We start from the raw sequence: 24,231 nt of genomic DNA on the forward strand, positions 1-24,231 counted from the left end.
CTAGCGGATGCGGCCCAGGGCCGACAGAAGGGCTTGCGTCTGCGGGTCCGTTACCGGGTTCTGGTCGCTGCCGGCACCGCTACGCGGCGTCGGCTGGGCTGCCGGGGAAGCTGCATTGTCGCGGATGCCGCGCAGTTGGGTCTCCAGCTTGTCGGCGGCACTTTCGGCGCGGGCGATCAGCATTTTGAGATCGTCGGACGAGCGCTGCAGTTCACCGACGACGCCTTGCCCACGCTCGATCCCCTGCCCCAATTCGCGGCCCACGCCGTCGGCCCCGACCCTGAGGTCACCCAAGGCCCGGTCTGCTTGCGCCGTCGCCGTGGCAAAATCCTGAATGAGCTTCTGGAAGGAATCGCGATCCTGCTTCAATTCGCCGAGGCGCCGCAGCAAGCGCAGGACATAGAACAATGTCGCCGCCAGCAACGCGACCAGGATGAGATCGGTAATGAGGCCCAGCGACATCATGCTTCGTTCGCGCCCACCAGCTTTATTGCCCGCAAGCCGATCCTACTTGATCAGCCGCTCTTGGAGCTTCACGGCGATATGCTTGCCCTTGCGGCCCATCTGGCCGTTGAACAGCTTCACATCACCGCAACGCAGCTCGACCAGCGAATCCGGCGTCACTTCCAGATCCAGCCGGCTGCCGGGCTTCCAGTTCAGCACGTCGTTGAGCGAGACCGAGACTTCGTCCAGCACGGCGTTGATCTTCACATCCGTCTGCCAAAGCTCGCCCGACAGGTGCGTTTCCCAAATGGAATCGCGGCCGAACTTTTCACCCATGAACATCTGCAGCAACAGTTCACGCACGGGTTCCAGCGTGGCATAGGGCAGCATCAGTTCCAGTCGGCCGCCGCGATCTTCCATGTCGACGCGCAGACGCGCCAGGATGGCGGCGTTGGCAGGGCGGGCAATGGCGGCAAAGCGTGGATTGGTTTCCAGTCGTTCGAAACGGAAAGTCACCGGCGACAGCGGGTCGAACGTGGCGGTCAGATCGTTGAGAACGACATTGACCAATCGTTCGACCAGATTGCGCTCGATCGTCGTATAGGGCCGCCCCTCGATGCGCATCGCGGCGGTGCCGCGGCGACCACCCAGTAGCACGTCGACAATCGAATAAGTCAGCGAGGAATCGACCATCAGCAGGCCGTAATTGTCCCACTCTTCGGCTTTGAACACGCCCAGCATGGCCGGCAGCGGGATCGAATTGAGGTAATCGCCGAAGCGGATCGCCGTGATGTTGTCGAGGCTAACCTCGACATTGTCCGATGTGAAGTTGCGCAGGCTGGTCGACAGCATGCGCACCAAGCGGTCGAAGACGATTTCCAGCATCGGCAGGCGCTCGTAGGAAACGAGCGCACTGTTGAGCATGGCTTGGATGCCTGAGGTCTTTTCCTCGGCACCGTCACCTTTCGAGATACCGAGCAGGCTGTCGATTTCGTCCTGATCCAGGACGCGGTTGGACATTGGGCCGGTGGGTGCCGCCGCGCCATCGTCGCCGCCGGCATCCTCGTCCGCCATGTCGCCCCAGGCAGCCGCAGCCGCCTTTTCTTCTTCGGACAGTTCCTCTTCGGGATCGTCGATCATCGCCCTACCTCGCTGGCGGCATTATTGCACAAATCGCGCCAACAACGGCCATCTTACTGTTGAACCAGCATTTCTTTAAAGAGGATATCTTTCACCTTGGCCGGTTTTCCCGCCTCCTTCACGCGGAGCAGCAGTTCCTCACGCAGGCGCTGCAGGCCCGCCGCCCCCTGAACATCCTCGGGCCGCAGGCTGCGCAGATAGGTGACGATCTCGTTCTCGATTCGGGGCTGCACTTCCTCGATCATCTTCTGCTCTTCGGGCGAACCGACCTCGAGCACGATGGTCGTCACCATGAACGGCTGCTTCTTGCCCGTCATGATGAGGTTGGCCTGCATCTTCGGCAGCTCGACGAAGGCGGGCATATGCCCCTCTTCCTCGGCGGCGGCTTCCTCTTCGGCTGGCGCCGCTTCGCCCTCGGCCCCGTGGGCCTCTTCCTTCTTCGGCTCTTCCTTGAAGAGCAGGAAATAGGCAGCTGCACCGCCGCCGCCCAGCAGCAGCAACGGCAGCACGATGAACAGGACCAGTTTTTTCCCGCTCATCTTTTTCTTGGTTTGTGTTGCGCCTTCTGCGCCTTCCGCTTCAGCCATGGTCGAAAACGTCCCCGAGAAATCCGTCGGTTGCTCTCCAAACACCCGCGCCGCCTCGAAAAAATGCAGCCGGGCAATGGGGTTAAACTAGTCAGGGATGGTTAACATCAGGTGAAGCGCCGGCCCCGCAAATTGTGCCGGGAGAAACTCATTCTGCGCCGGGCAAAATCTGCTCTTCACGTCCCTACGCCCACATAACGAATTGATAAATAACAATATTATATCTGGCATGGCAGGTGCATTACTTGGCTCACCGGCCGTTAGAGCTGGATGAAACCGACCCTTTGAGGGCACCGTCATGGAAACACCGACTTACATCGTTCTGTCGCGGGAACTCGCTTTGTCGCGCCAGATGGACGTAGTGGCCAACAATCTGGCCAACACCAATACCCCCGGCTTCAAGGCCGAGGGCATGGTTTTCAGCGAGTATCTGATCAAGGCCGAAAAGCCGGTCAAACTGTCTTACGTTCAGGACCTTGCCAGCTATCGCGACATGAGTGAGGGCAATGTCCAGAAGACGGGCAACGCTCTCGATGTCGCCATCCAGGGCAAGGGCTATTTCGTCGTGCAGACGTCGGACGGCCCCCGCTACACCCGGAATGGCCGTTTCGAACTCAATGGTGCCGGCGAACTCGTGACCGGCAGCGGCTTCCGCGTCCTGGCTGGCGGTGCGCCGATCATTCTCAATCCGGAAGACGGACCCGTCACCATCGCTGCCGACGGCACTGTTTCGGCCGACCGGACCCAGGGCGGCAACACGCCGGTCATTTACGGCAAGCTCGATGTCGTCACCTTTCCCGACGAAGCACAGCTGAAGCCGCAGGGCAACACGCTCTTTGCCACGACGCAGCCGGCAGCGGCCGCCAACACCGCGGACTTCAAGGTCCAGCAGGGCATGATCGAAGGGTCGAACGTGGAATCGATCCGCGAAATGACGAACATGATCTGGGTCCAGCGCAATTACCAATCGGCCCAGAAGTTCCTCGAAGGCGAGCATGAGCGCATGCGCCGTGCCGTCAACTACATCATTCCCAGCTCTTAAAGCCGAAGGGGAGAGAGAGCTATGAAATCGCTCACCACAGCCGCGACCGGCATGTTCGCCCAGCAGATGAACATCGACGTCATCGCCAACAACATTGCCAACGTCACGACCACTGGCTTCAAGCGCAGCCGTTCCGAATTTGCCGACCTGCTCTATCAGGACCAGCGCCGCGTCGGCACGCAATCCTCCGACACAGCGACCATCGTCCCGGCGGGCGTCCAGGTCGGTGTCGGCGTCAAGCCGGTCGCCGTCTATCGCATCAACGAGCAAGGCTCGCTGGTGCCGACCGACAACCCGCTCGATGTCGCGATCAAGGGCCGCGGCTATTTCCAGGTGACGCTGCCGGACGGCACCACCGCTTATACGCGCGACGGCACGTTCCGCCTCTCCAACGACGGCACAATGGTGACGGCGGACGGCTATGCGATCGTCCCCAACATCACGGTTCCCAACAACGCCAACGATATCACGATCAACGGCAACGGCCAGGTCCAGGTCACGATCACGGGTCAGGTGGCACCGGTCATCCTCGGCCAGATCCAGCTGGCGACCTTCATCAACGATGCCGGCCTGCAGCAGAGCGGCGACAATCTGCTGCTTGAAACCGAAGCCTCGGGTGGCCCCACCACGGGCAATCCCGGCGCCATCGGCTTTGGCTCACTGCAGCAAAACTTTCTCGAACAGTCGAATGTCAACATGGTCAGCGAGATGACCGATCTCATCGCCGCCCAGCGCGCCTACGAGATCAACTCGAAGGTCATCCAGGCCTCTGATGACATGATGGCGACTGTCAGCAACATCCGTTGAGGAGGTGCATCATGTCGCGTGCATCACGTCGCCTCATTGTCTCCTTCGCCGCCCTGGCCGCGGCCTGGTCTCTTCCGGCCAAGGCCGAAATGGTGGCCAGCGCCGGCTATGGCGAAGTCTCGGTCGACGAACAGGCCGCGCCGCAAGGTCTCAGCCTGCGCACCAATGTCATGGTCGATGATGACGTCATCCGGCTCGGCGATCTCTTCATGGAATCGCTTTCCAATGGCGACACGCCGATCGCCCAGGCGCCGGCGCCAGGCCAGACAATCTCGCTCGACGCGCGTTTCCTGCGCCAATTGGCGCGCGCCTATCAGCTCGACTGGCAGCCGGACTCGAAGTTCGAGAAGGTGCTGGTCGGCCGCATGAGCCAGCGGATCGACGCCGGTTCCGTCATCAACGCGTTGACCGACGCGATCCACGACCGCGCCGGGAATGATGCCCGCATGGAACTGGTGCTCGACGGCGGCGATGTCGAGTTCGTCTTGCCGACAGCCAGTGCCACAACGGTCGGCGTCCACAATCTGCAATACGATCCGACCACGCAACGCTTTGCGGCCATGCTCGTCGTTCCTGCCGACGGCCCGACGCTGCAGCAACGGCCGGTCAGCGGCACGATCTACGAAACGATCGACATTCCGGTTTTCTCCCATGCGATGGGCGCCGGCATCACGGTTCAGGATGCCGATCTGCAATGGATCTCCGTACGGACCGACCGGCTCATCGGCAACGTCATCACCGATGCGCGGCAGTTGGTCGGCATGACCACCAAGCGGCCGCTTCGGACCGGGCAGATGCTGCGCGGCACCGATCTCGTCATGACACCGGCCGTGCGCAAGAACACTTTGGTGACGCTGGCCCTCCAAAGCGGGCCGATGAACCTCACCGTCACCGGCAAGGCGCTTGAAGATGCCGCAATCGGCCAGCCCATTCGCGTCGTCAATGTCAACAGCAAGAAAGAACTGACCGGCATCGTCCAGGACGCGAGCACGATCGTGATCCCGGTCGCCGGCCAGCTTAGCCTGAACTGAAGGAGGCCAGCATGGCCCGCTCACGCATTCACCGCAGCTTCCGCCTCGCGCTTACCGGCGCCGCCCTCATGGGCTCGGTCTCGCTCGCCGGCTGCGGCAACATGATCGACCGCGTTGCGGAGATCGGCAAGGAACCGTCGATGGACCCGATCGAGAATCCGCAGAAGGATCCGAACTACCAGCCGGTCTCGCTGCCGATGCCCTCGCCGATGGCAGATGTGCGCCAGCCCAACTCGCTGTGGCGGCAGGGCAGTCGCGCCTTCTTCAAGGATCAGCGCGCCGGCAAGATCGGCGACATTCTCACCGTGGTCATCGAGATCGACGACCAGGCCAAGCTCGACAACAAGACCGGCCAGACGCGCGACGGCAGCAACAGCGCCGGGCTCGACAACCTGCTCGGCTACGAAACGATGCTGAAGGACATATTCCCCGACGGCATCGATGCCGGCAATCTGGTCAATTCCGACAGCAAGTCGACGACGAGCGGCTCGGGCACCGTCGATCGTTCCGAGGCGATCAAGCTGCGCGTCGCGGCGGTGATCACGCAGGTTCTGCCGAACGGCAACATGGTGCTGCAGGGGACGCAGCAGGTGCGCGTCAACTACGAGCTGCGCCAGCTCACCGTCGGTGGCGTCATCCGGCCCGAGGACATCTCGAACGTCAACGAAATCAACTACGACAAGATCGCCGAGGCGCGCATCGCCTATGGTGGCAAGGGGACGCTTTCCGACGTGCAGCAGCCGCGCTTCGGCCAGCAGGTCTACGACATCTTCTTCCCGTTCTGACGTTTTCCAACGCGTGCGATTGCCATGTCGGGGCCTGATGGCCCCGACTGAGAGTTCATGACGGCGACTATCCCCTCCCCCCTTTTCAGGGGTGGAGGGGTCTTTTTTTTACCGCCCTTTTGCCCCCGTAAATGCCCTTTTGACGATCCCTTTTCGCCCCTTAGACTGGCCGCCATGAGTGACCTCGTCCAGGCAGCGATCGCCAATCCGATCAACCGCGCGATCCTGACGCGCCTCCCCATGCTCGATCTCCCCGACCCCTGGCTGGTCGCCGGCAGCGTCTACCAATCCTACTGGAACGCCCTCGCCGGTCGCCCACCGACCGAGGGGATCAAGGATTACGACCTCTTCTATTTCGACCCCACCGACCTCTCTTACGACGCTGAAGATCGGGCATTGCAACGCGCCCGGCTGGTCTTTGCCGATCTCGACGCGTTGATTGATCTGAAGAATCAGGCGCGGGTCCACCTCTGGTACCGGGACCGCTTCGGTGTCGCATATCCGCCCGTCGAGAATGCGTGCGCGGCGATCGGGCGTTTTCCGATCCGTTGCACCTGTGTCGGGCTGCAACCCCGGGCCGATGGAACGATCGCGCTCCACGCACCCTATGGCACGGAGGAACTTACGCGCGGTGAGCTCATCGCCAATCCGGCCTGTCCGGATGCAAGCAGCGCGGCCGCCAAGGCAGCCAGTTACCAGGCTCGCTGGCCCTGGCTTAAGATCGTCCCAGTCGATTGAAGAACGGCTAATCGATCGAGTTCATCGATCAATCGTCGCGATGCGTCCGCTCCATGCGCTCGTGGCGCTCCTGCGCCTCCAGCGAAAGGGTGGCGATCGGCCGGGCTTCGAGCCGCTTCAGGGAGATCGGCTCGCCGGTCTCCTCGCAATAGCCGTAGGAACCGTCTTCGATCCGGCCCAAGGCTTCGTCGATCTTCTGGATCAGCTTGCGCTCGCGATCGCGGGTGCGCAGTTCCAGCGAGCGGTCGGTCTCAAGCGAGGCGCGATCGGCTAGATCGGGTTCGGACAGGCTCTCTTCCTGAAGATGACTGAGCGTTTCACCGGATTCACGCAACAGTTCGCCCTTCCAGGCCAGCAGCTTCTGGCGGAAGTATTCGACCTGTACGGGGTTCATGAAAGGCTCTTTGTCGGAGGGCCGATAATCGGGCGACAGCAAAGGCTTCATGCGTGGTCTCGACTCGTCGTTGCCGCTTCGCCCCGAAAGCCACTGACTAAGCGTCTGACTCGGGGGCGAATTTGGCGCGGAGTATAGGCAAAAGGCTGTTGCCCGCAAGCACGATTTCTCGTGGCGGCGCATCGTCAACTAATTGAAAAAAAAAGATTCTTGCAGAACTAACGACTGAGCTTGGCAAGTTCGACGGCCGCGCGCAGCTCGATCTCGTCCAGAATCGCAGTAAGTTTGGGATCGTCGATCTGTTCGCGCTTCACGCGCACCATCTGTCCCAATTGCTCAAGCCGCTCCTTGGGGATCGCCCCCATCAGGAGCCCGATGCGGATCTCCTCGAGATAGTCCAGCATCTTGAGGCCGCGGTCGCGCGCCTGCTTGCGCGCCCGCCCCTTGGCGGCGTCGGGTGCCTCCTGAACCGCGAGGACCACGGAAAGGGAATTGACGCCCAGCGCCATCGACACATGGCCGTGGCTCCCCTGGCTTTCACCCAGCGCCTTGGCAAACTCCGCTCCGCCGCCAGCAGCACTCGGCCCGCCAACACGACGGTTGGCAGAGACGGGTTTTGGGGAAACCGGGTCGATCTTGATGGCCACTATTCACCTGGCGCCAGTAAGGCCTGAGTCCCTGATATAATAGCATCCGCCGCTAATAAAAGATTAAAAGAATTAACAACTTGCCCGAACGGCACGCCCTCTGCCCGCAGGTAATTTCTTCCCCGCAAACCTGGCCCAGATTACCTGCCAGAGGCCTCAGCACCTCTCGCCGTGTCTTTTATGACATTGATAAATATAGATTATTTTAATCCGCCGTCCTGGCACGGAACTCGCATCTCCGATGGTCGGATAAAGATCCGCCACAAGAAGATGACCGTCATGACGATTAACGTCTTCCATAGACCGCACCGCCGCCCGCATCGCTGGCTTCATGCCCTGGTGGCTCTGGCCGTCGCTCTGTCCGGCTTTCTGCCGAGCGCCCCGGCCCATGCCTTGTCTCGCATCAAGGATATCGCCGAGTTCGAGGGGGTGCGCGAGAACCAGTTGGTCGGCTATGGCCTGGTGGTTGGCCTGGACGGTACGGGCGACGATGTGAAGAAGAAGTCGCCGTTCACCCGTGAAAGCCTGATCGGCATGTTGGAACGCCTGGGCGTCAAGGTGAACCAGGCCAATGCCGATCTGGAACCGAAGAACGTGGCGGCCGTCATGGTCACGGCCACTTTGCCAGCCTTTGCCCGGCAGGGTGCGGAAATCGACATCACCGTTTCTTCCCTGGGCGACGCTTCGAGCCTGCAAGGCGGCACGCTGCTGGCGACCCCCATGCTCGGCGCCGATGGCGAAGTCTATGCGGTCGGCCAAGGCCAGCTCACGATCGGCGGGTTCAAGGTGACGGGCGCCGCCGAAACCGTGGTGCGCGGCGTTCCGACCTCCGGCCGGATCACGCGCGGCGCCATTGTCGAGCGCGAAGTCCCCTTCGACTTCAAGACGCTGCAGACCATGAAGATCGCCCTGCGTAACCCGGACTTCACGACCGCCCGCCGCATCACCGACGCGATCAACGAGTTCGTCGGTGCCGGCACGGCCAGCACACTCGATTCCGGCACCGTCCAGCTCAATGTCGCGCAATATGGCGGCGATCCCACCAGCCTTATCACCGATATCGAGCAGCTGCCGATCGAACCCGACCAGCAGGCCAAGGTGATCATCGACGAGAACACCGGCGTCGTCGTCATCGGGCAGAACGTGCGTATCAGCAAGGTGGCGATCGCTCAGGGCAACCTGACAATCCGGGTTACTGAAACGCCGCAAGTCTCTCAACCTTCACCATTTTCTGCCACCGGCGTCACCACCGTGGTGCCGCGGACAGATATCCAGGTGCAGGAAGATCCCAACCGCAAGCTGGCCGTTCTCAATGACGGCGTGACCTTGGAGGATCTGGTGGCCGGCCTCAACTCGCTGGGTGTCGGGCCGCGCGATCTGATCTCGATCCTGCAATCGATCAAGAGTGCCGGCGCCATGCAAGCCGACATCATGGTGCAGTGATGGCGGATCTCAGCCTTCCCGCGATGATCGACCCCAGCCTGCAGGCAACCGGCCCCAGCCTGCGCCAGGGACCCGGCATGAGCACGGGCCCGCGCGATAGCGCTGGCATCGCCAAGGTGGCGGAAGATTTCGAATCCTTCTTCGCCGGCTTGGTCTTTGACCAAATGTCATCGGACATCGAACCCGATCCGGTGACCGGCGGCGGCGAAGGTGAAGCGATGTTCAAGTCGCTGCTGAACCAGGAATTCGGCAAGGCGGTCGGACGCAGCCGGAGCCTTGGCATCGCCGACATCGTACAGAAACAATTAATGCAGATTCAGGAGGTTGCGTGATGGACAAGACAAGCCGGATGACCGAACTGCTGGCCATCACATCGCAGCTGATCAGCTGCATGGAGCGCGAACTGGAATTGATGCGCAGCATGAAGCCGACGGAGCTGAAGCAGCTGCAGATGGATAAAGTGGCGTTGGCCGATGCCTACCAGGCCTTCACCCTGGCGCTCAAGGAACCCGGCGAGGATCTCAGTCATGTGAGCACCGCACTCCGTGACGAACTTACCGAGGCGACGGAACGCTTTCAAACCGCCGTCCAGGACAATCTGCGCGCGCTGAAAGCCATGCGGGACGTGAATGAACGAGTCATGCGAGCGGTCGTTCAGGCGCTCGATGAAAAGCGCGCCGCCGTCACCGGTTACAACAATCGCGGCGCGGTCACAAAGTCGCGTCGCCAGCCGGCCACCTGCCCAGTCGCGGTTCAGCAGCGCGCCTAAACACGCAGCACGCGCAAACACAATGGCGCGCCTGAGAGGGCGCGCCAGTATTTTTCTTCAACCCCTTGAAATTAAAAAATATCAGACGGTCAGATTGACCGGCGAGGAGCTCGCCCCGCTACCGCCGGGCAGGGATGGCGCCGCACTGATCGCCGGTGCCGGAGCTGGCGCCGGAGCAGCGCTGGTGGGCGGCGTGCCACCCGCATCACCGCCGGCACTGGTCGGCACATTCACGTCGACCTGACCACCAGATACCGTTTCAGCACTGGTCCCCGCAGCGCTTTGCGCCACACGCTGACTGTCGGCATACTTCTTCAGATAGTACTCAGACGGGAACTGCTGGACGACTTCGCCGGTATCCGGCTTCTGCCGCAACAGGACAATTTTCCCGAAGTCCTGCCGATAGGTGAATTCAAAGCTGTTGTACTTGTAGGCTTGGCTGAGAGCCGTGACCGTCAGGTCAGCCCGTTGTGACACGGCCGGCGCTTCGACCGCAGCAGCTGCATCAACCGGTTCGGTCGTGGCAGCCTCAGACGAAAGGGCAACCGACGCCGCTGACGCCCGCGCATAAAGCGCGGCGCCACCGCCGGTCGATCCCAATGCCTGTGCCACGTTTACCATTCAGCAATACCTTCCCAATATGGTGGCCCCCTGAGAATAAAGGCGGCCCAAGTGCCATATCAGCCGGTGAAACAGTGGAAGTTCCCGCTATAGAGTGCGGACGAACTTACACCAACTTAAAGTCACCCAGATTCCAAGATAGGTCGTAAGGGCAAAATATGCAAGAGGACTAAGATCCTAGGCGCATACCCGCGTGCGCGTTCGCGCCTCAGAAGCCCTCTCGCACGCCGATTTTGTCCTTCCAAACCGTGACCGGCGTCCACCTTTTCCCCTCCTAAGACTGCAAAAGATGCCTGCCTGGCGCGACCGGAAATTCCCGTCCAGGCAAAGGCTACATAGCGCGCGAGGGCGCCAGACACCCATAAACTCATTATACATCATACACTTATGAGTTGGCACGCCAGCTGCATAAGAGCTTCCGAGACGTGGCGAAGGGCGCCGCGAGGTGGTCAAAAAGGACCGCCCTAGTCGCAAGACACATTCGGGAGAACCCAGATGGCGACCAATGACGTTCAATTGACCGGCGGTATCCGCAGCAACCTCCTTTTGCTGCAGCAGATCTCCGGCAAACTCGATCGCACGCAGCAGCGCCTGGCGACCGGCAATAAGATCAACGGCGCCATCGACGGTCCGGTCGAATTCTTCGCGGCCAAGGGCCTTAACCGGCGTGCTGACGATCTTTCGACCTTGAAGAACTCGATCGACCAGTCGATTTCGACCATCAAGGCCGCCGATGTCGGCGTCACCAAGATCGAGGGCTTTGTCGAACAGGCCCGCGGCTTCATCACGACCGCCTATCAGAACCTGGGCAGCGACGCCAACTCGATGGCGCTGCGCAAATCACTGTCGGAACAGTTCAACACGCTGCTGCGCCAGATCGACAAGCTGGCGCAGGATTCGAGCTATCAGGGCAAAAACCTGCTGGTCGGCAGCGGGTTGCGCCTCGATGCGACCTCGTCCTCGAAGAGTGCTGCCAACGCCCTGCCCGGCGTTACCGCGTCGCGCGTCACCAATGTGATGAAGGCCGACGATTACGTCATCGACATTACCGGCACCGGCCGCATCTCGGCCAACGCGAGCGACGTCGCCAACGCAGAGCGTGATCGCGGCATCAGCAACCTGTCGATCAGCGGCTTCCAGAGCAAGACGGCCGGCAATTTCGACCCGGTCACGATCCGCTACACGGGTGGCAAGGGCAAGGACAAGACCTTCACCATCACCGAAGGCGATGTATCGTTCACCAAGACCTTCACCACGCAACAGTGGGCCATTGCCAAGGCGACCGGCCAGGCGCTGAACCTGGACCACCAGTTCGCCAGTGGTACGCATATCAATTTCGACGTCGATTTCGACCAGATCGATGACGTGCCGGATACTTACGGTCTCGGCACCTCTGTCATCGAGAAATTCGTCGATGTTGCCGTCTCCGTTGCGAACTTCAACGGTGTCGGCCAGGAGATCACCCGGTCCGGCACCAGCCTACTCGGCCAGCAGAAGCTTTCCGACGGCGAGAATTCCTGGAATTTCGATACCGGCACGCCGCGCCTGACCATTGATGAACGGACCATCCTGCAGTCCGCGAGCAGCGACGCGCAGATCGGCAGCGCTTATGGCCATGCCTCCTCCGGCATCGTCGGGACGCCGGTCATCAATGCCGCATCAATTGCCACGGATGCCACCTTCACGGTGACCGCATCGGCCAGTGCCGCCGACTTCGATTTCATCACTGGTCGTTTCACCTCCTACGGCGTCAATCTCGCCGGCCCAGGCGGCGTCACGTCCACCGGTGTCTCAACCGACGGCACTTATACTTTCACCTCGGGTGACGGCAACGCATCTGTCGACATCAACTTCCTGCGCGTCGGCCTCAACGGTGTCACAACCGCCGCCGCCTCGACCGCCGCCCAGGCAGACGGTACTGAAGCGGTGACTGGCGCAGTGTTGTCTGCCGCTGCAATCAGCCTCAGCAGCATCCTGTCGCCGCTCGCCAGCAATCTGGCGCACAATCTCAACTTCACCGTGAAGTCCAACGACACCCAGGCAACCTTTGCCCTGGACGACGGCTATGGCGGCAAGGCAATCGTCACGACAGCCCTTTCATTTGCTGCATCGGCCGTCCTCACCTTCTCGGTGGTTGGCGGACCGAACGATGGGTCGGTCATCCAGTTGACCGTCAATCCTGGTGCATTCCGGGCCGATTCAGAGTCCAGCATCCGATACAACGCCATCGGCCAGTTCACGGCACCGGACGAACTGAAATTCGACCAGCGTGCTGCACAAGCCGGCTTCGACTCAAAACTGACCACGGTACAGGTCACTGACGGCACCGATCAGAACAACATGACGGTGCAGCTCAACGAGACCAACACCAACCAGATCACGGTGGTGAGCCAGAACGTGCAAACCGACGGCCAGGGATTGGCGATCGACTTTGCCCAGAACAACTGGCTGGACCGCGCCGATATCGACAATGCCGCAGCAATGCTGGAGGCTGCCAAGATCAGGCTCAGATCCTCGGCATCGGCACTCAATAACAATCTCGACGTCATTACGACGCGACTGAATTACACGAAGGAATTTACCGACGTGCTCGCCGAGGGGGCCAACAAGCTGGTGATGGCCGACCAGAACGAGGAAGGCGCCAACATGCTGCAGCTGCAGACGCGGCAACAGCTCGGCACCATCTCCCTCAGTCTTGCCAATCAGGCGCAGCAGGCCATCCTGCGTCTGTTCTAGGCACCGATCCCCCGATCGGGTCCTAGCCAACCCGGCCCAGCGATTCGCTCCCGCTGGGCCGGGCTTATTTTTGGAGTATCGACCGGTCGATGGCCGCGAGCGCCGCAAGAAGCTCGGTCAGCGCCCGCGCCCAGGAACCGTTGGCGGACTGCCGCAAGGTCACTTCTGCCGACAGATGATCAAAGAGAGACGACGCCGCGCGACCACGCAGAAGAAAGAGGCGTTTTCCCAAAGCCGCAGCGAGCCAGGCCGAGGCACTTTCGACCGCAACCACGACATCAACCGCCGCGATCGCCGCCGCGAAAGCATCGCTGCGCCGTCGAAAATCGAGGCGCGGGTCCGTCCGAACGTGCTCCGGCCACGTGTCGGTGCCTGGATCATCCAGCACGACAAGGCCGATCGACGTTTGTGCCGCGAGAATAGCGAGAAAACCAGTGTCGAGGCTCGCCCAATTCGGCATGGGTGTGCCGGCCCACGGCCCCTCTTGGCGGCTGACGAGACCCACCACCAGTCTGTCACCAAACATGGCGCTGTTCTGGGCCCGCTGTTCAGCCACGCGGGCGGGGTCTGCCATCAGCCAAGGACGGTCCGGCATCGACGTGGGCCTGAGGTCGGCAAGACATGCCTGTCCATCCAGACTGAGAGATTCCATATCGCCTGCCGTCAGATCTTCCTGCCGATAGAGAGTGAGACGCCGGTCGAGGCGGGCAAAAAGCGGCAACAGTGACCCCGTCACGCCCAGAACCAATAGATCGCAGCGATCGCGCAGAGCCGGCAAACCGGCCGCAGCCGCCAAATCGACTGCTGCCGTGCCGTCGGACCAAAGCAGGAGGCGACGCCGCGACGTATCGCCCGGCACCCATCGCGGCAGACCGAAGGTGAGATTGGGCAGCTCCGATCGACCACGCGCCAGATCGTAAGCGATATCGATGCGCGCCGGCGCGATGGCCGCGCCGCGCGCCAGGAACGGGATGCCGTCGGCAACATGGCCCGTCGCCAATGCCAGATGACCGAGCTCATAGAGAGCGTCAACATCGGTATCGTCCTGCTGCAGCAGGCGACGAAGAAAGATTTCGGCATCGCTGGAATTACCGAGATAGGAAAGCTGAGACGCGCAACGATGCATCAGCGCGGCAAGATCATCACGCGCCAGCCTGGCATCGAAGAGCGGAAGAAGTTGCTGGACTTCGGCAAAGACCGCACCCCAATCATCGCGCTTTGGCTGGCGGAACAGCCGAGCCTTGGCATACCAAATCGATTCCGGACGCTCGGTGAGCCACCGCCAATCGGCAACATGGGGCAGCAGGATCCAAACGCGCTTGCCCATCGCCCCCGCAAAGTGAACGGTGCTGTTGTCGACCGAAATCACCAGATCGACCGCGGCGACCTGGGCGGCGAAGAGGTCGAGATCCTGCAGCGGGTCGACTTCCGGGTCGCAGAGGATATCGGCCCCGGCAGCGGCGTTGAAGGCGGCAACCTCCTCGCCCACGGCACCGTATTGCAGCGAGACGAATCCGAAACGCGGATCTTTGAGGAGATCGCGCCACCAATCGAGCTCGGCCGAGCGCGTGGTGGCGCTGCTCTTGTTGCCACTGCGCCAGGAGATGCCGACGATGAGGCGCCCCGGAAAGCGACGCTGATAGCGCTCACGCAGGCGCCACATCTGGGCCGCGTCGGGGATCAGATAGCCTTCGCGCGCCGGCAATCGCTCGAAATCGGCACCGAGCAGCAGCGGCAGATCGCCGATCGGCACATGCGCCTTGATATCGTTGCGGGCGATGAAATCGGGCGGCAGCTGGTCGCGCTGATAGGTTTGCGCCCAGGGAAAGGAGCGTTGCAGGAGATGGCGGAACCTGCCGATTGTCTCAATCATCACGCGCGGCGCCAGATCGGCAAGGTCGTTGAAGAAGCCGGCGAACATCGCAAGATCGCCGATCCCCTGCTCGGTCCAGACCATGAGCGTGCCCTCGGTCAGCACCTGGCCATTCCAGGCAGGTGCCGCGATATCCCACTTGCCTTCCCGCGCACTCATGTCGGGCCGGTCCCAGCGATGGCGGTACCGCTCGAGCCCGGCCCGGAAGTCGCCGAGCTTGAATTGTTGCAGGCCCAAGGTCAGATGGAGTTCCGGATCATCCGGTGCCAAAGCGATCGCCCGCTCGAGCAGTTCATTGGCATAGCGCTCTTCACCAGCCACGATATGAAGGCGCGCAAGAAGGTTCCAGGCGCGCGCATCCCGCGGATGGCGCTCAAGAAAGGCACGGACCACAGGAAAGGCGATCTCGGCACAGTTCAGCCAAGCCACGACTTCGTTGAACTGCGAGAGATGATTGAAATCGTCGGCGAGATAGATTTCAGCCGCGGCCAAATCCTCAGCCATCTTGGCCATGTCAGCCAGGCGATGATGCGCCACGCAAAGGGCGGCACGGCTGCGCAGGCAATCCGGTTTGAGCGCGATGGCACGGGCAAGCGGTGCCAACGCCGACGCGGCATCGCCGAGCTGGCACAGGGACGCGCCGATGCGGAACCAGGCTTCCTGCTGGGCCGGGTCGATCGCCACGACGCGACGGCTGAGATCGAGGGATGCCTGGTAGTGGCCGAGGCCAAGGCGAGTATGCGCAAGATTGGAGAGGATCGGCACGTTACCCGGATCGCGACGCAGGCCCAGCTCGTAGATATCCGCCGCCATCACCAGATGCTTGGCATTGTGCAGCAGGTCGCCGAGCAATTGATAGGTGAGCGGCATGTCCGGCGCCGCCGACATGGCGCGACGAAAATCGCGCTCGGCTGCCTGGATGTCGCCGCTATCGCGCCGGATCAGGCCGCGCAAGCACAAGGCACGCGCCTCGTCGGGGTGGGTGGCCAGGATGCGATCATAGGTCTTCAGCGCGGCCGCAATGTCACCCTTGGCATGGGCGGCGCGGGCGATTTCGATCTCCCGGCCAATCGCCGCGGATTGGTCGGGCGCGGTCGGACCGGACATCGCGCTTGGTCAGTTGCCGATCTTGAGAATGGACAGATCGACGACGCCAGGCTCAGTCGCTGGCGCTGCCGGATTTGCCTGCAGCGTCTCCAGGCGCGGCGCGTCGAGCTCGATCGGGATGAATGGACCGATATTGGAGAAATCCAGCACCGGCTGCTGCGGCGCCACCGGCGGGACGATGCGGTCGCGGAGGGCACGGATCGAGACGGCATTGGGCTCCAGCGCAAAGGCGCGCTCGATCGCCACTTTGGCATTTTCGAGATCACCCTCCTCCAGCGACGCCTCAGCCAGATCGCGCCAGGCAACCGGGTTGCGCGGCTCGGACGACGTGGCGCGGCGCAGCCAGCGCAGAGCGGCAACACGATCACCGCTGAGACGCAGGACGCGACCATAATGGTAGGCGGTCGGGAAATAGTCCGGCGCAATCGCCGCCGCCTTGGCCAGCGCATCGCGCGCGCCGGCAAAATCCTTGGTTTCGATCAGGGCCGAGCCGAGACAAGCCAGCATTTCGTGATCCTCGGCATTGCCGGCAAGGACGCTGTTGATGACCCTGACCGCACTCGGATAATCCTCGATCCCCATATAGCAGGCGGACAGCCGCTTCTGCGTCTCGAGATCGCCGGCACCGAACCTCATGGCCTGCCGATAAGCTTCGATCGCCTCGGCGAATTCACCGAGATCCATCAGCGCCGACCCGAGATTGTCCCAGGCGAGGCCGTAATCCGGCCGCAAGGCGACGGCCTGACGCGCCGCCTCGGCGGCACCCTTGGAATCCTGGGCGATGTAACAGGCCGCAGCCAAGTTGCTCCAATAGAGGGATTCCTTGGGCATCGCCGCCGTTGCTTCCCGCAGCAGGGCGATCCCCTCCTCCGCCCGGCCAGTTCGCGCCAGGATGGTGCCAAGCTGATGCTTCGCCTCGACAGAATCCGGCGCCGATTTCAGCAGATGCCGGAAGATCTGCTCGGCCTGGGGGTATTCGCCGGCATTGATGAGCGCGATGCCTTGAGTGACGGTATCGCCGATCCCATTACCCGTCTGCGCCTGGCCCTTGGCGCGCGCGGAACTCTTGGCGGCCCGACGTTCGTGGCGATTCATGATGCGCTCCTTCTCGTACTCCGACTGGCGACAGCATCGCGCAAGGATGCGAGCCCCTGCGCCGGGTCAGTCGCCTCTCGCATTATGTGGACATTGCCCCCCCAAACGCAACTCGGACCCGAGAGCCCCCACGCCCAATGCTCGGTTCCGGAGCGGCAGAGCTTCACAGTCTGACGCCCCAGGCCCAGCGCCAGGACGGCGGTAAGATCGTCTTCCGCCACGACAACGTCGAGCGCCGCAAGCTGGCCGGCATAGGCGGCGAGATCCTGCATGCCGTCGATTCGCGGATCGACGGCGAAATCGCAGCCCGCCTCAGCGGCAAAAGATGCCAACGCGCCGCGGTCAGCACCGCGCTGGACCGAGACGACGCCGAATGCGGGATCCTTCAGCAGGGGCAGAAATCTGGCCAACAATTGCTCATTGTCTGCATTCTCACCGCGCCAGGAAAGGCCAACCAGGGGTCGGCCGGGAAAACATTGCTGGTATTCGGCGCGCAATGCGGCTGAACGGTCGAGGGATCTGGGATCCAGCCAGGGCTTTGCGGAGAAACTTTCCCTGTCCCCACGGAAACGGCGCGCCAGATCGCCGAGGCTTGACGACAGCGAGACGCGGCCGACCTCGAGATGCGATTGCCCCACCGAGCCCGCTGCCTCGAGCGTGACCTTGGGTAGCATCGGGCGCAGCAGTGGCAGGAGCGGAAGCGCCACCTCTGCCATGATCGAACGTGTCTCGCCCTGTATTTCTGGAAGCAGGCTCAGCAACAGCAGCTGTTCGAGGACCGAACGTTCGGCACGCAGATGCAAGCGCGCCTTGCGCAGATTGCCCTCGGCCCAGGTCATCGGATGAATTTGCGGATCGAGCATGGCGAGATGACCGGGCAGATCGCCGAAACCAGATCCGAAACGCCAGCGGAAATGCTCCCAGCCAATACCGAAATCACCCTGACGCAGCGCCGCTTCGGCAAACGCCAAGTGCGAGTTCGCGTCAAGCGGCGCGTGTTGGATCGCGAGCTCGAAATTCCTTTTGGCGAGATCCCAATCGCCTTGAATTGCCTGCGCTTGCGCCAGTGCCGTCCGCGCCTCGACATGACGCGGATCGCTGCGAAGAACGCGTGCGAAATAGTCCGTGGCTTCAGTCTCGCGCCGATGCTGGCAGAGGATACGGCCCATCGCCAGCAAGGCTGGTGCATTCTCTGGTGCGCGCTTCAAGGTATCTCGCGCCATGCGCTCGGCCCGCTCGCCTTCGCCGCAGGCATCGAGCGCCAGGGCCAGCTCGGTACGATATTCTATGCGGTCGGGCGCCTGTTCCAGAGCCCCTGCCGTGATCGCGACCGCATCCTTCGGATGACCGGCGATACGGGCGCAATGCCCGATCACATGCAGCGCCTCCGCCCGGTGCCGGTCTATCGCCAGGAGGGCGCGATAGAAATCTTCGGCGACATCGAGCCGCCCATGCTTGAAGGCGTGGTCGCCGCAGCGCCTCATCATGGCGACATTGGCCGCCGTGATTTCATCGCTGTCTAAACGCCGCAGCCGATCGGCAAGTTCGGCAACCAACGGGTCCCAGCCGAGGCCGGGCTGCTGACGGAACAGTACCAAACTCGCATACCAGAGGGAATCCCGCGTCTCGGCGAGCCAGCGCCAGTCCGAATTCACCGGGAGCAACGCCCAGGTCGGCTTGCCGATTGCGCCAGCAAAGTGGATCGTGCTGTTGTCAACGGAGATCACGAGGTCTAGCGCGGCGATCTGGGCGGCGAACGGATCCATATTGCCGAGCGGATTGATCTCTCGGTCCCAGAAAATCTCGACGCCCATTGTCTGCTGGGCAAACTCCACATCGCGCGTTACGTCGCCATACTGGAGATTGACAAAAGCACAATCCGGATTCGATAGGATTGGCCCCCATTCGGAGAGCTCCAACGAACGGATAGCCGCGCTGTCCCGATTGCCGCTGCGCCAAGAAATGCCTATGAGCTTCTTGCCGGGGAACATTGCTTGATAGCGGGCGCGGAGTTTCAGGGCGAGGCTGGGGTCCGGTATAAGAAAGCCGTTGCGCCCCGGAATCTCGTCAAAACTGAGATCAAGCAGGGCTGGTATGTTGGCGGCGGAGGCCATGCCGCCGATCGCCTTTGTGTTCCAGTTTGGCGGCAAATGCTCGCGGGTGACAATCGCATATTCCGGGAAGCTGCGCGCAAAGAGCGAGTTGAGGCGCGAGTTGGTCTCCACGTATACGCGCGTGGCACGGCTCTGCAGCGCCGGCAGAGCCGAAGCCCACATGATGTGATCGCCGACTCCCTGTTCGCTGTATATGAGCACGGCTTGGTCCGGCAGCGGCCGTCCGTCCCAGGCCGGAATACCGATGTCCCAGCGCTTTTCCGCGCCGTCACGCTCCCAGCGCATATCATGGAATTTATGGAAGAGACCAAAATCGCGCAGCCGGAAACCGCTCAATGCGAGCGTCATCTGAATGATCTTGTTGTCCGGCAGGACCTCGGCGACCTTTTTGACCAGTTCATGACCGGCCGGGAAGTCGCCATCCATCATAAAGGTATTGGCGACGTGTGCGATGGCGTCGTTGTCGTCGGGATTGTGTCGTAAGTAAATGTTGGGAATTTCGGCCAGCTGGGTCTTCTTGCGCAACTGTGTTGCGATCAGGCTGACGTTCTTGGCGAAGAGCCAATCGCTCTCGGCGCGCTCGGCCATTTGTCGCCACAGTGCCGCCGCTTCATCTTCGCGCCGCAACTCGACGAGCGCCTGATAACGCATGGCGGTCGCCTGTGGATGCATCGGATCGCGTGACAAGGCGCGGTCAGCGCAGGTAAGTGCCTCGGCAAGATTGTCGCCCATCGTAATGAGCGCCCAGGCCAGAAAGGTATTGGCGTCGGGATTTTCATAGTCGATCGCGATGATGCGTTCGCAAACGGACCGGATGTTGGACGGAACCCGTTCGGCTAGGCGCGCCACCAGCAAGGCACCCAGCAACGGCAGGCGGGTCGGCGCGCGCGCAAGCCCCCTTTCATAGGCGTTGATCGCTTTCAACAACTGGCGCGTCGAGTAGTAGATGCCACCCAGGGCCAGATAGGCATCGAGATAGTCGGGGTCGGCGGCGATAAGCCGGATGAGATGATGTTCGGCCTGGCCCAATTCGCCACGACCATGATACAGGACACCGAGATTGTAGAGAGCAACGCTGTCATTCGGGCGCAGGGCCAGAATCTGCTTCAGGCAAGCCTCAAGCTCGTCAATCCTGTCGGTCTGATACAGATGCGCCGAGCGCCTCCGCAGCGCCTCAACCTGCTGAGTGACCGCCGGGCTTTCTTCCGCCCCACCCGGCTCAGGCGCATTCCCGATCATAATCGTGTCCATCAACCAGCCCTGATTCGGCAATTCTAGCAGCGAACGCTTCCTGGCGACCCTGCATCTCCTTGGCACACGCAAGATTCATGCTACCGCGCGTTCCGATGGCCTGGCCCCTCGGGGAGGCAAATCTTGCCCTCATTAACGAATATTAAGGAGAGCTTCTTGCCGGTCCGGCAAATTTTGCCGACCACCGGCGTGGTAAATATGTCGTTAACACATTGATTTCTTCAGCATTTGAGCCGTTTTCAAGCCCTTCCGGCACTTTCTGCCAGTTGGCAGGGAAATTGCTTCCTACCTGGGGTCGACCGTCCGGTCGGCCCATTGGCTCAAAGAGCCAGCGGCAACCCAATCTCCAAAGGGGATTAGTACTATGGCTGGAGAAGTCCAACTTTCTTCTGGCATCCGCAGCAACCTGCTGCTGTTGCAAGACACCACCACCAAGCTCGAGCGGACCCAGCTCCGCCTTGCGACTGGTAACAAGATCAACTCCGCGCTCGACGGCCCGGCCGGCTTCTTTGCCGCGAAGGGTTTGAACCAGCGTGCGGGCGACTTGACCGGCCTCAAGGACGGTATCGGTCAGGCCATCAGCACGATCAAGGGTGCCGACACCGGCATCTCCAAGATCGAAGCCCTGGTCGAACAGGCTCGCGGCCTTACCACCCAGGCTCTCGGCTCGTTGGGCACGGACGCCAACTCGGTGAAGCTGCGCAATAGCTTGGCCAATTCGTTCAACGGCGTGCTGCGTCAGATCGACTCGCTCGCCAACGACGCGACCTATGCCGGTAAGAACCTGCTGGTCGGCAGCGGCCTGCGCCTTGACGCCACGGCGTCGTCGAAGACCTCGGTCAACGCGATTGCCGGCATCAGCGGTGCGCGTGCGACCAACGTCGTCAGCGCTGACGAATACACCATCTCCGTCACGGGCGATGGTGCGATCAGCGGTGCGACCAACGATATCGCCAACGCCGAACAGGCCCGCGGCATCAGCAACCTGGTGATCAACGGCTTCGCTTCGACCACCGCGTCCAACTTCTCGTCGATTTCGATCAAGTTGACCGGCGGCGTCGGTAAAGACAAAACCTTTACCGTCAGCGAAGGCGAATCCACCATCACCCAGACGTTCACCGTCTCGCAGTTCGAAGAAGCCAAGGCGCGCGGCGACGTGCTGCGTTTCGCGGCCTCTTTCAACAGCGGCACGAACGTTTCGTTCGACGTCGACTTCGACTCGATCGAAGACGTTCCCGATACCGTCGGTGTCGGCACGTCCGTGATCGAAAAGAATGTCAATCTGCAGATCGTCGCTACCAACCAGAACGGCGAAACGCTCACCCGCGACGGCCTCAACCTGCTCGGGCAGGCCAAGGTCGCCAATGGTGAGAACTCGTTCGCCTTCGACTCGGGTTCCGCCCGTGTCACGGTCGATCAGCGTCAGATCCTGCAGGCGTCCAAGTACTCGGACGCCGTCGGTACGTCCTACGGTACGGGTGCGGCCCTCATCGTTGGCACGCCGGATAACAATGGCGGCGCCATCTCGGCGGCTGAAACCTATGGCCTTACCGCGACTGCAGCGTCGTTCAACTACACGACCAACCAGTTCGACAACTACAGCGTCGCCCTGAAGGGTGCCGGTGCTGCATCAAGCGTGGTCGTGACGGTCAGTGCCGGCAATGCTGGCAATGTGTCGTTTGCTCCGGGCGTGGGTCTTGCCTCGTCGGCGCAGTTCAATCTGAACTTGAACTTCGGCGATCTGAAGTACATCACGACCGCCGCGGCAGCGACGATCAGCGAAGTCAACACCACGAAGACCGTTACCGGCCTGAGCGGTATTGACAGCAATGCCGTGTCGGCGGTGAGCAGCGTCAGCGGCTTCCTCGACAACTCGGTGACCAAGCTGACGGCGACCGTCTCCGGCACGACCAGTGCCGCGACGATCACCTTCTCCGACGGCTTGGGTGGCACGTTCACGAAGACGAACGTCAACCTCACCGGTGCGGTTACATCGTTCCAGGTCACCTTGGCGGGTGGTGTGAACGATGGTGCCACCATCACGTTTGAAACCACGTCGGCTGGTCTCACCAACTCGACTGGTATCGACGTTGCGGCGACCGGTACGTTCGAAGTGAAGATCCGCGGCGCCTACAACGCACCGCGCGAAGCAAAGTTCGACGTTCGTCCGGCGAACACCGGTCAGACGGCCGATCTCACGACCAAGCAGTTGGTCGATGCGACCGATGCCAACAACCTGACGGTGCAGCTGAACGAAACCAACACCAGCACAGTGACCGTTGTCAGCCAGAACGTCCGCACGGACGGTCAGGGCTTGAAGCTCGATTTTGCCCAGAACGGGTGGAATGACCGAGCCGATATCGACAACGCGATCAAACAGCTGGATGCGGCAAAGCTGACCCTCCGGTCGGCCTCGTCGAACCTCAGCACCAACCTCAACGTCATTCAGACCCGAGAAAGCTACACCAAGGAATTCTCGGATGTGTTGACTGAGGGCGCCAACAAGCTGGTCCAGGCGGACCAGAACGAGGAAGGCGCGAACATCCTGACCCTGCAGACGAAGCAGCAGTTGGGTACGATCGCACTCTCACTCGCCAACCAGGCGCAGCAGGCCATTCTGCGATTGTTCTAATCGCAAATGGTTGAGTAGGATTGGGCGACGGCAGAAATGCCGTCGCCCGCCCCTAGCGCTAGGTTCGCGCATCTACAAAAATCCAGGCGGCGGGCTACCCAGAAATCTTAGGGGGGCTGACTTGCCACTGAAATTTACGTTACGACCCGGTGAAAAGGTCATTGTGAACGGGGCGGTTATCGGACGCGGAGAGGAACCGGGTAGCTTCTACCTGTTCAATAAGGCCAATTTCCTGCGCGGCCGAGAGGTCATGAAGGACGAACAGGCCGACACACTGGTTAAGAAGCTCTACCTGATCATTCAGCTGATCTACCTGTTTCCCGAAAACGCGCCTGAAAACCTTGTGAAATTCGAAACCATTCTGGCGGAAAATATGCGGGTCAATCCGGACAGTTTGGAGAAGATGACAGAAGTGGCACGACTCGTGCATCAAGGTGATTATTACCGTGCACTGAAGGCCACTGCCAAACTGTTCTAGACCATTGCGGGACGAGCAGAGTTTGCCCCGGCAGGCGCCGCGGCACGGAGGAGAGAATGAAAGCAGCCGTCGGATACACGAATCAGCCTCATGCGGCCGACCCGCGCAGCACTGAAGCCTGGGCCTTAGCCGAGGCGTCACGGCGGTTGGCGTTGGCGGCGCGTGCCAATGACGGTGGTGAGAGCCTGCGCACGGCGTTGATCCTCAATCAGCGACTTTGGTCGATCTTTCAAGGATCGCTGATCGACCCCACCTGCCCTCTGCCCAAAGAAATCCGCGACAATGTGCTCGCTTTATCGATCATGGTCGACCGGCATATCATGCAACGGCTGGCTGACCTCGACGGCACCAAGATCCAACCGATCCTGGATATCAATCGCGCAATCGCCGAAGGCTTGGCGACGGAAGTGAAGGGCCCGACTGCAGCACCGCAGGCCGCCGCACCGGCTCCCGTTGCAGGTACTTCGGCCACACCCTTTATGAACTTGACGGCCTGA

The 24,231-nt window shown here is 61.5% G+C and carries 21 protein-coding genes; 12 read left to right on the top strand and 9 right to left on the bottom strand.

Annotated elements, in window-relative coordinates:
- Genes ACE3PP_RS00420 through ACE3PP_RS00430 form a run of 3 tightly spaced genes read right to left on the bottom strand, consistent with a single transcriptional unit; the run spans position 1 to position 2,123 of the window.
- Positions 1-465 (bottom strand): DUF6468 domain-containing protein, encoded by a 465-nt coding sequence (locus ACE3PP_RS00420; RefSeq protein WP_374377195.1) that lies wholly within the window; start codon positions 463-465, stop codon positions 1-3.
- A 42-nt stretch (positions 466-507) separates the two neighbouring features.
- Positions 508-1,584 carry a flagellar motor switch protein FliM gene (gene fliM, locus ACE3PP_RS00425; protein ID WP_374377196.1) on the bottom strand — a complete coding sequence of 359 codons (1,077 nt, stop codon included), beginning with the start codon at positions 1,582-1,584 and terminating at the stop codon, positions 508-510.
- A 53-nt stretch (positions 1,585-1,637) separates the two neighbouring features.
- Positions 1,638-2,123, bottom strand: a complete 486-nt coding sequence (locus ACE3PP_RS00430; protein WP_374377197.1) for a flagellar basal body-associated FliL family protein — start codon at positions 2,121-2,123, stop codon at positions 1,638-1,640.
- Between the two features lie 346 nt (positions 2,124-2,469).
- Between ACE3PP_RS00430 and flgF the strand changes: the two genes are divergently transcribed.
- The 5 genes from flgF to ACE3PP_RS00455 all read left to right on the top strand — a co-directional run bounded on the left by flgF (position 2,470) and on the right by ACE3PP_RS00455 (position 6,574).
- Positions 2,470-3,213 carry a flagellar basal-body rod protein FlgF gene (gene flgF, locus ACE3PP_RS00435; RefSeq protein ID WP_374377198.1) on the top strand — a complete coding sequence of 248 codons (744 nt, stop codon included), beginning with the start codon at positions 2,470-2,472 and terminating at the stop codon, positions 3,211-3,213.
- 21 nt (positions 3,214-3,234) lie between these two features.
- Positions 3,235-4,020 (top strand): flagellar basal-body rod protein FlgG, encoded by a 786-nt coding sequence (gene flgG / locus ACE3PP_RS00440; RefSeq protein WP_374377199.1) that lies wholly within the window; start codon positions 3,235-3,237, stop codon positions 4,018-4,020.
- A gap of 11 nt (positions 4,021-4,031) precedes the next feature.
- The gene (gene flgA, locus ACE3PP_RS00445; RefSeq protein WP_374377200.1) at positions 4,032-5,051 is read left to right on the top strand and encodes a flagellar basal body P-ring formation chaperone FlgA; all 1,020 of its coding nucleotides are present in this window, start codon (positions 4,032-4,034) and stop codon (positions 5,049-5,051) included.
- 11 nt (positions 5,052-5,062) lie between these two features.
- The gene (gene flgH / locus ACE3PP_RS00450; protein ID WP_374377201.1) at positions 5,063-5,836 is read left to right on the top strand and encodes a flagellar basal body L-ring protein FlgH; all 774 of its coding nucleotides are present in this window, start codon (positions 5,063-5,065) and stop codon (positions 5,834-5,836) included.
- Between the two features lie 174 nt (positions 5,837-6,010).
- Entirely contained in the window at positions 6,011-6,574 is a 564-nt protein-coding gene (locus ACE3PP_RS00455) for a nucleotidyltransferase family protein (RefSeq protein WP_374377202.1), read from the top strand.
- Between the two features lie 28 nt (positions 6,575-6,602).
- On the opposite strand, the gene dksA is transcribed toward ACE3PP_RS00455, so the two are convergent.
- Both dksA and ACE3PP_RS00465 read right to left on the bottom strand, forming a co-directional pair.
- A complete protein-coding gene (gene dksA, locus ACE3PP_RS00460) occupies positions 6,603-7,019 on the bottom strand; it encodes an RNA polymerase-binding protein DksA (protein WP_374377203.1) in 417 nt (138 codons plus the stop codon).
- A gap of 167 nt (positions 7,020-7,186) precedes the next feature.
- Positions 7,187-7,615 carry a flagellar assembly protein FliX gene (locus ACE3PP_RS00465; protein WP_374377204.1) on the bottom strand — a complete coding sequence of 143 codons (429 nt, stop codon included), beginning with the start codon at positions 7,613-7,615 and terminating at the stop codon, positions 7,187-7,189.
- Positions 7,616-7,894: 279 nt separating this feature from the next.
- Between ACE3PP_RS00465 and ACE3PP_RS00470 the strand changes: the two genes are divergently transcribed.
- Genes ACE3PP_RS00470 through ACE3PP_RS00480 form a run of 3 tightly spaced genes read left to right on the top strand, consistent with a single transcriptional unit; the run spans position 7,895 to position 9,827 of the window.
- Entirely contained in the window at positions 7,895-9,058 is a 1,164-nt protein-coding gene (locus tag ACE3PP_RS00470) for a flagellar basal body P-ring protein FlgI (protein WP_374377205.1), read from the top strand.
- A 23-nt stretch (positions 9,059-9,081) separates the two neighbouring features.
- The gene (locus ACE3PP_RS00475) at positions 9,082-9,390 is read left to right on the top strand and encodes a rod-binding protein (RefSeq protein WP_374377206.1); all 309 of its coding nucleotides are present in this window, start codon (positions 9,082-9,084) and stop codon (positions 9,388-9,390) included.
- A complete protein-coding gene (locus ACE3PP_RS00480; protein WP_374377207.1) occupies positions 9,390-9,827 on the top strand; it encodes a hypothetical protein in 438 nt (145 codons plus the stop codon). The genes ACE3PP_RS00475 and ACE3PP_RS00480 overlap by 1 nt, the downstream gene beginning before the upstream one ends.
- A gap of 81 nt (positions 9,828-9,908) precedes the next feature.
- Here the strand turns inward: ACE3PP_RS00480 and ACE3PP_RS00485 are convergent, their stop codons facing one another.
- Positions 9,909-10,448 (bottom strand): hypothetical protein, encoded by a 540-nt coding sequence (locus tag ACE3PP_RS00485; protein ID WP_374377208.1) that lies wholly within the window; start codon positions 10,446-10,448, stop codon positions 9,909-9,911.
- 495 nt (positions 10,449-10,943) lie between these two features.
- Here ACE3PP_RS00485 and ACE3PP_RS00490 point away from each other — a divergent pair, with 495 nt between their 5' ends.
- A complete protein-coding gene (locus ACE3PP_RS00490; RefSeq protein WP_374377209.1) occupies positions 10,944-13,184 on the top strand; it encodes a hypothetical protein in 2,241 nt (746 codons plus the stop codon).
- A 64-nt stretch (positions 13,185-13,248) separates the two neighbouring features.
- Here the strand turns inward: ACE3PP_RS00490 and ACE3PP_RS00495 are convergent, their stop codons facing one another.
- The 3 genes from ACE3PP_RS00495 to ACE3PP_RS00505 are packed head-to-tail and all read right to left on the bottom strand — an operon-like array spanning position 13,249 to position 20,624.
- Positions 13,249-16,164, bottom strand: a complete 2,916-nt coding sequence (locus ACE3PP_RS00495; protein WP_374377210.1) for a tetratricopeptide repeat protein — start codon at positions 16,162-16,164, stop codon at positions 13,249-13,251.
- 9 nt (positions 16,165-16,173) lie between these two features.
- Entirely contained in the window at positions 16,174-17,259 is a 1,086-nt protein-coding gene (locus ACE3PP_RS00500; RefSeq protein ID WP_374377211.1) for a tetratricopeptide repeat protein, read from the bottom strand.
- Positions 17,256-20,624 (bottom strand): tetratricopeptide repeat protein, encoded by a 3,369-nt coding sequence (locus ACE3PP_RS00505; protein WP_374377212.1) that lies wholly within the window; start codon positions 20,622-20,624, stop codon positions 17,256-17,258. Before ACE3PP_RS00505 ends, ACE3PP_RS00500 begins: the two co-directional genes overlap by 4 nt.
- A 364-nt stretch (positions 20,625-20,988) precedes the next feature.
- Between ACE3PP_RS00505 and ACE3PP_RS00510 the strand changes: the two genes are divergently transcribed.
- The 3 genes from ACE3PP_RS00510 to ACE3PP_RS00520 all read left to right on the top strand — a co-directional run bounded on the left by ACE3PP_RS00510 (position 20,989) and on the right by ACE3PP_RS00520 (position 24,231).
- On the top strand, positions 20,989-23,256 hold the full coding sequence (locus tag ACE3PP_RS00510; RefSeq protein ID WP_374377213.1) for a flagellin: 2,268 nt from the start codon (positions 20,989-20,991) through the stop codon (positions 23,254-23,256).
- Positions 23,257-23,377: 121 nt separating this feature from the next.
- Positions 23,378-23,734, top strand: coding sequence for a flagellar biosynthesis repressor FlbT (locus ACE3PP_RS00515; protein WP_374377214.1), 357 nt, complete (start codon positions 23,378-23,380; stop codon positions 23,732-23,734).
- A gap of 56 nt (positions 23,735-23,790) precedes the next feature.
- On the top strand, positions 23,791-24,231 hold the full coding sequence (locus ACE3PP_RS00520) for a flagellar biosynthesis regulator FlaF (RefSeq protein ID WP_374377215.1): 441 nt from the start codon (positions 23,791-23,793) through the stop codon (positions 24,229-24,231).

Source organism: Dongia sp. (assembly GCF_041910485.1).
Lineage (GTDB): Bacteria > Pseudomonadota > Alphaproteobacteria > Dongiales > Dongiaceae > Dongia.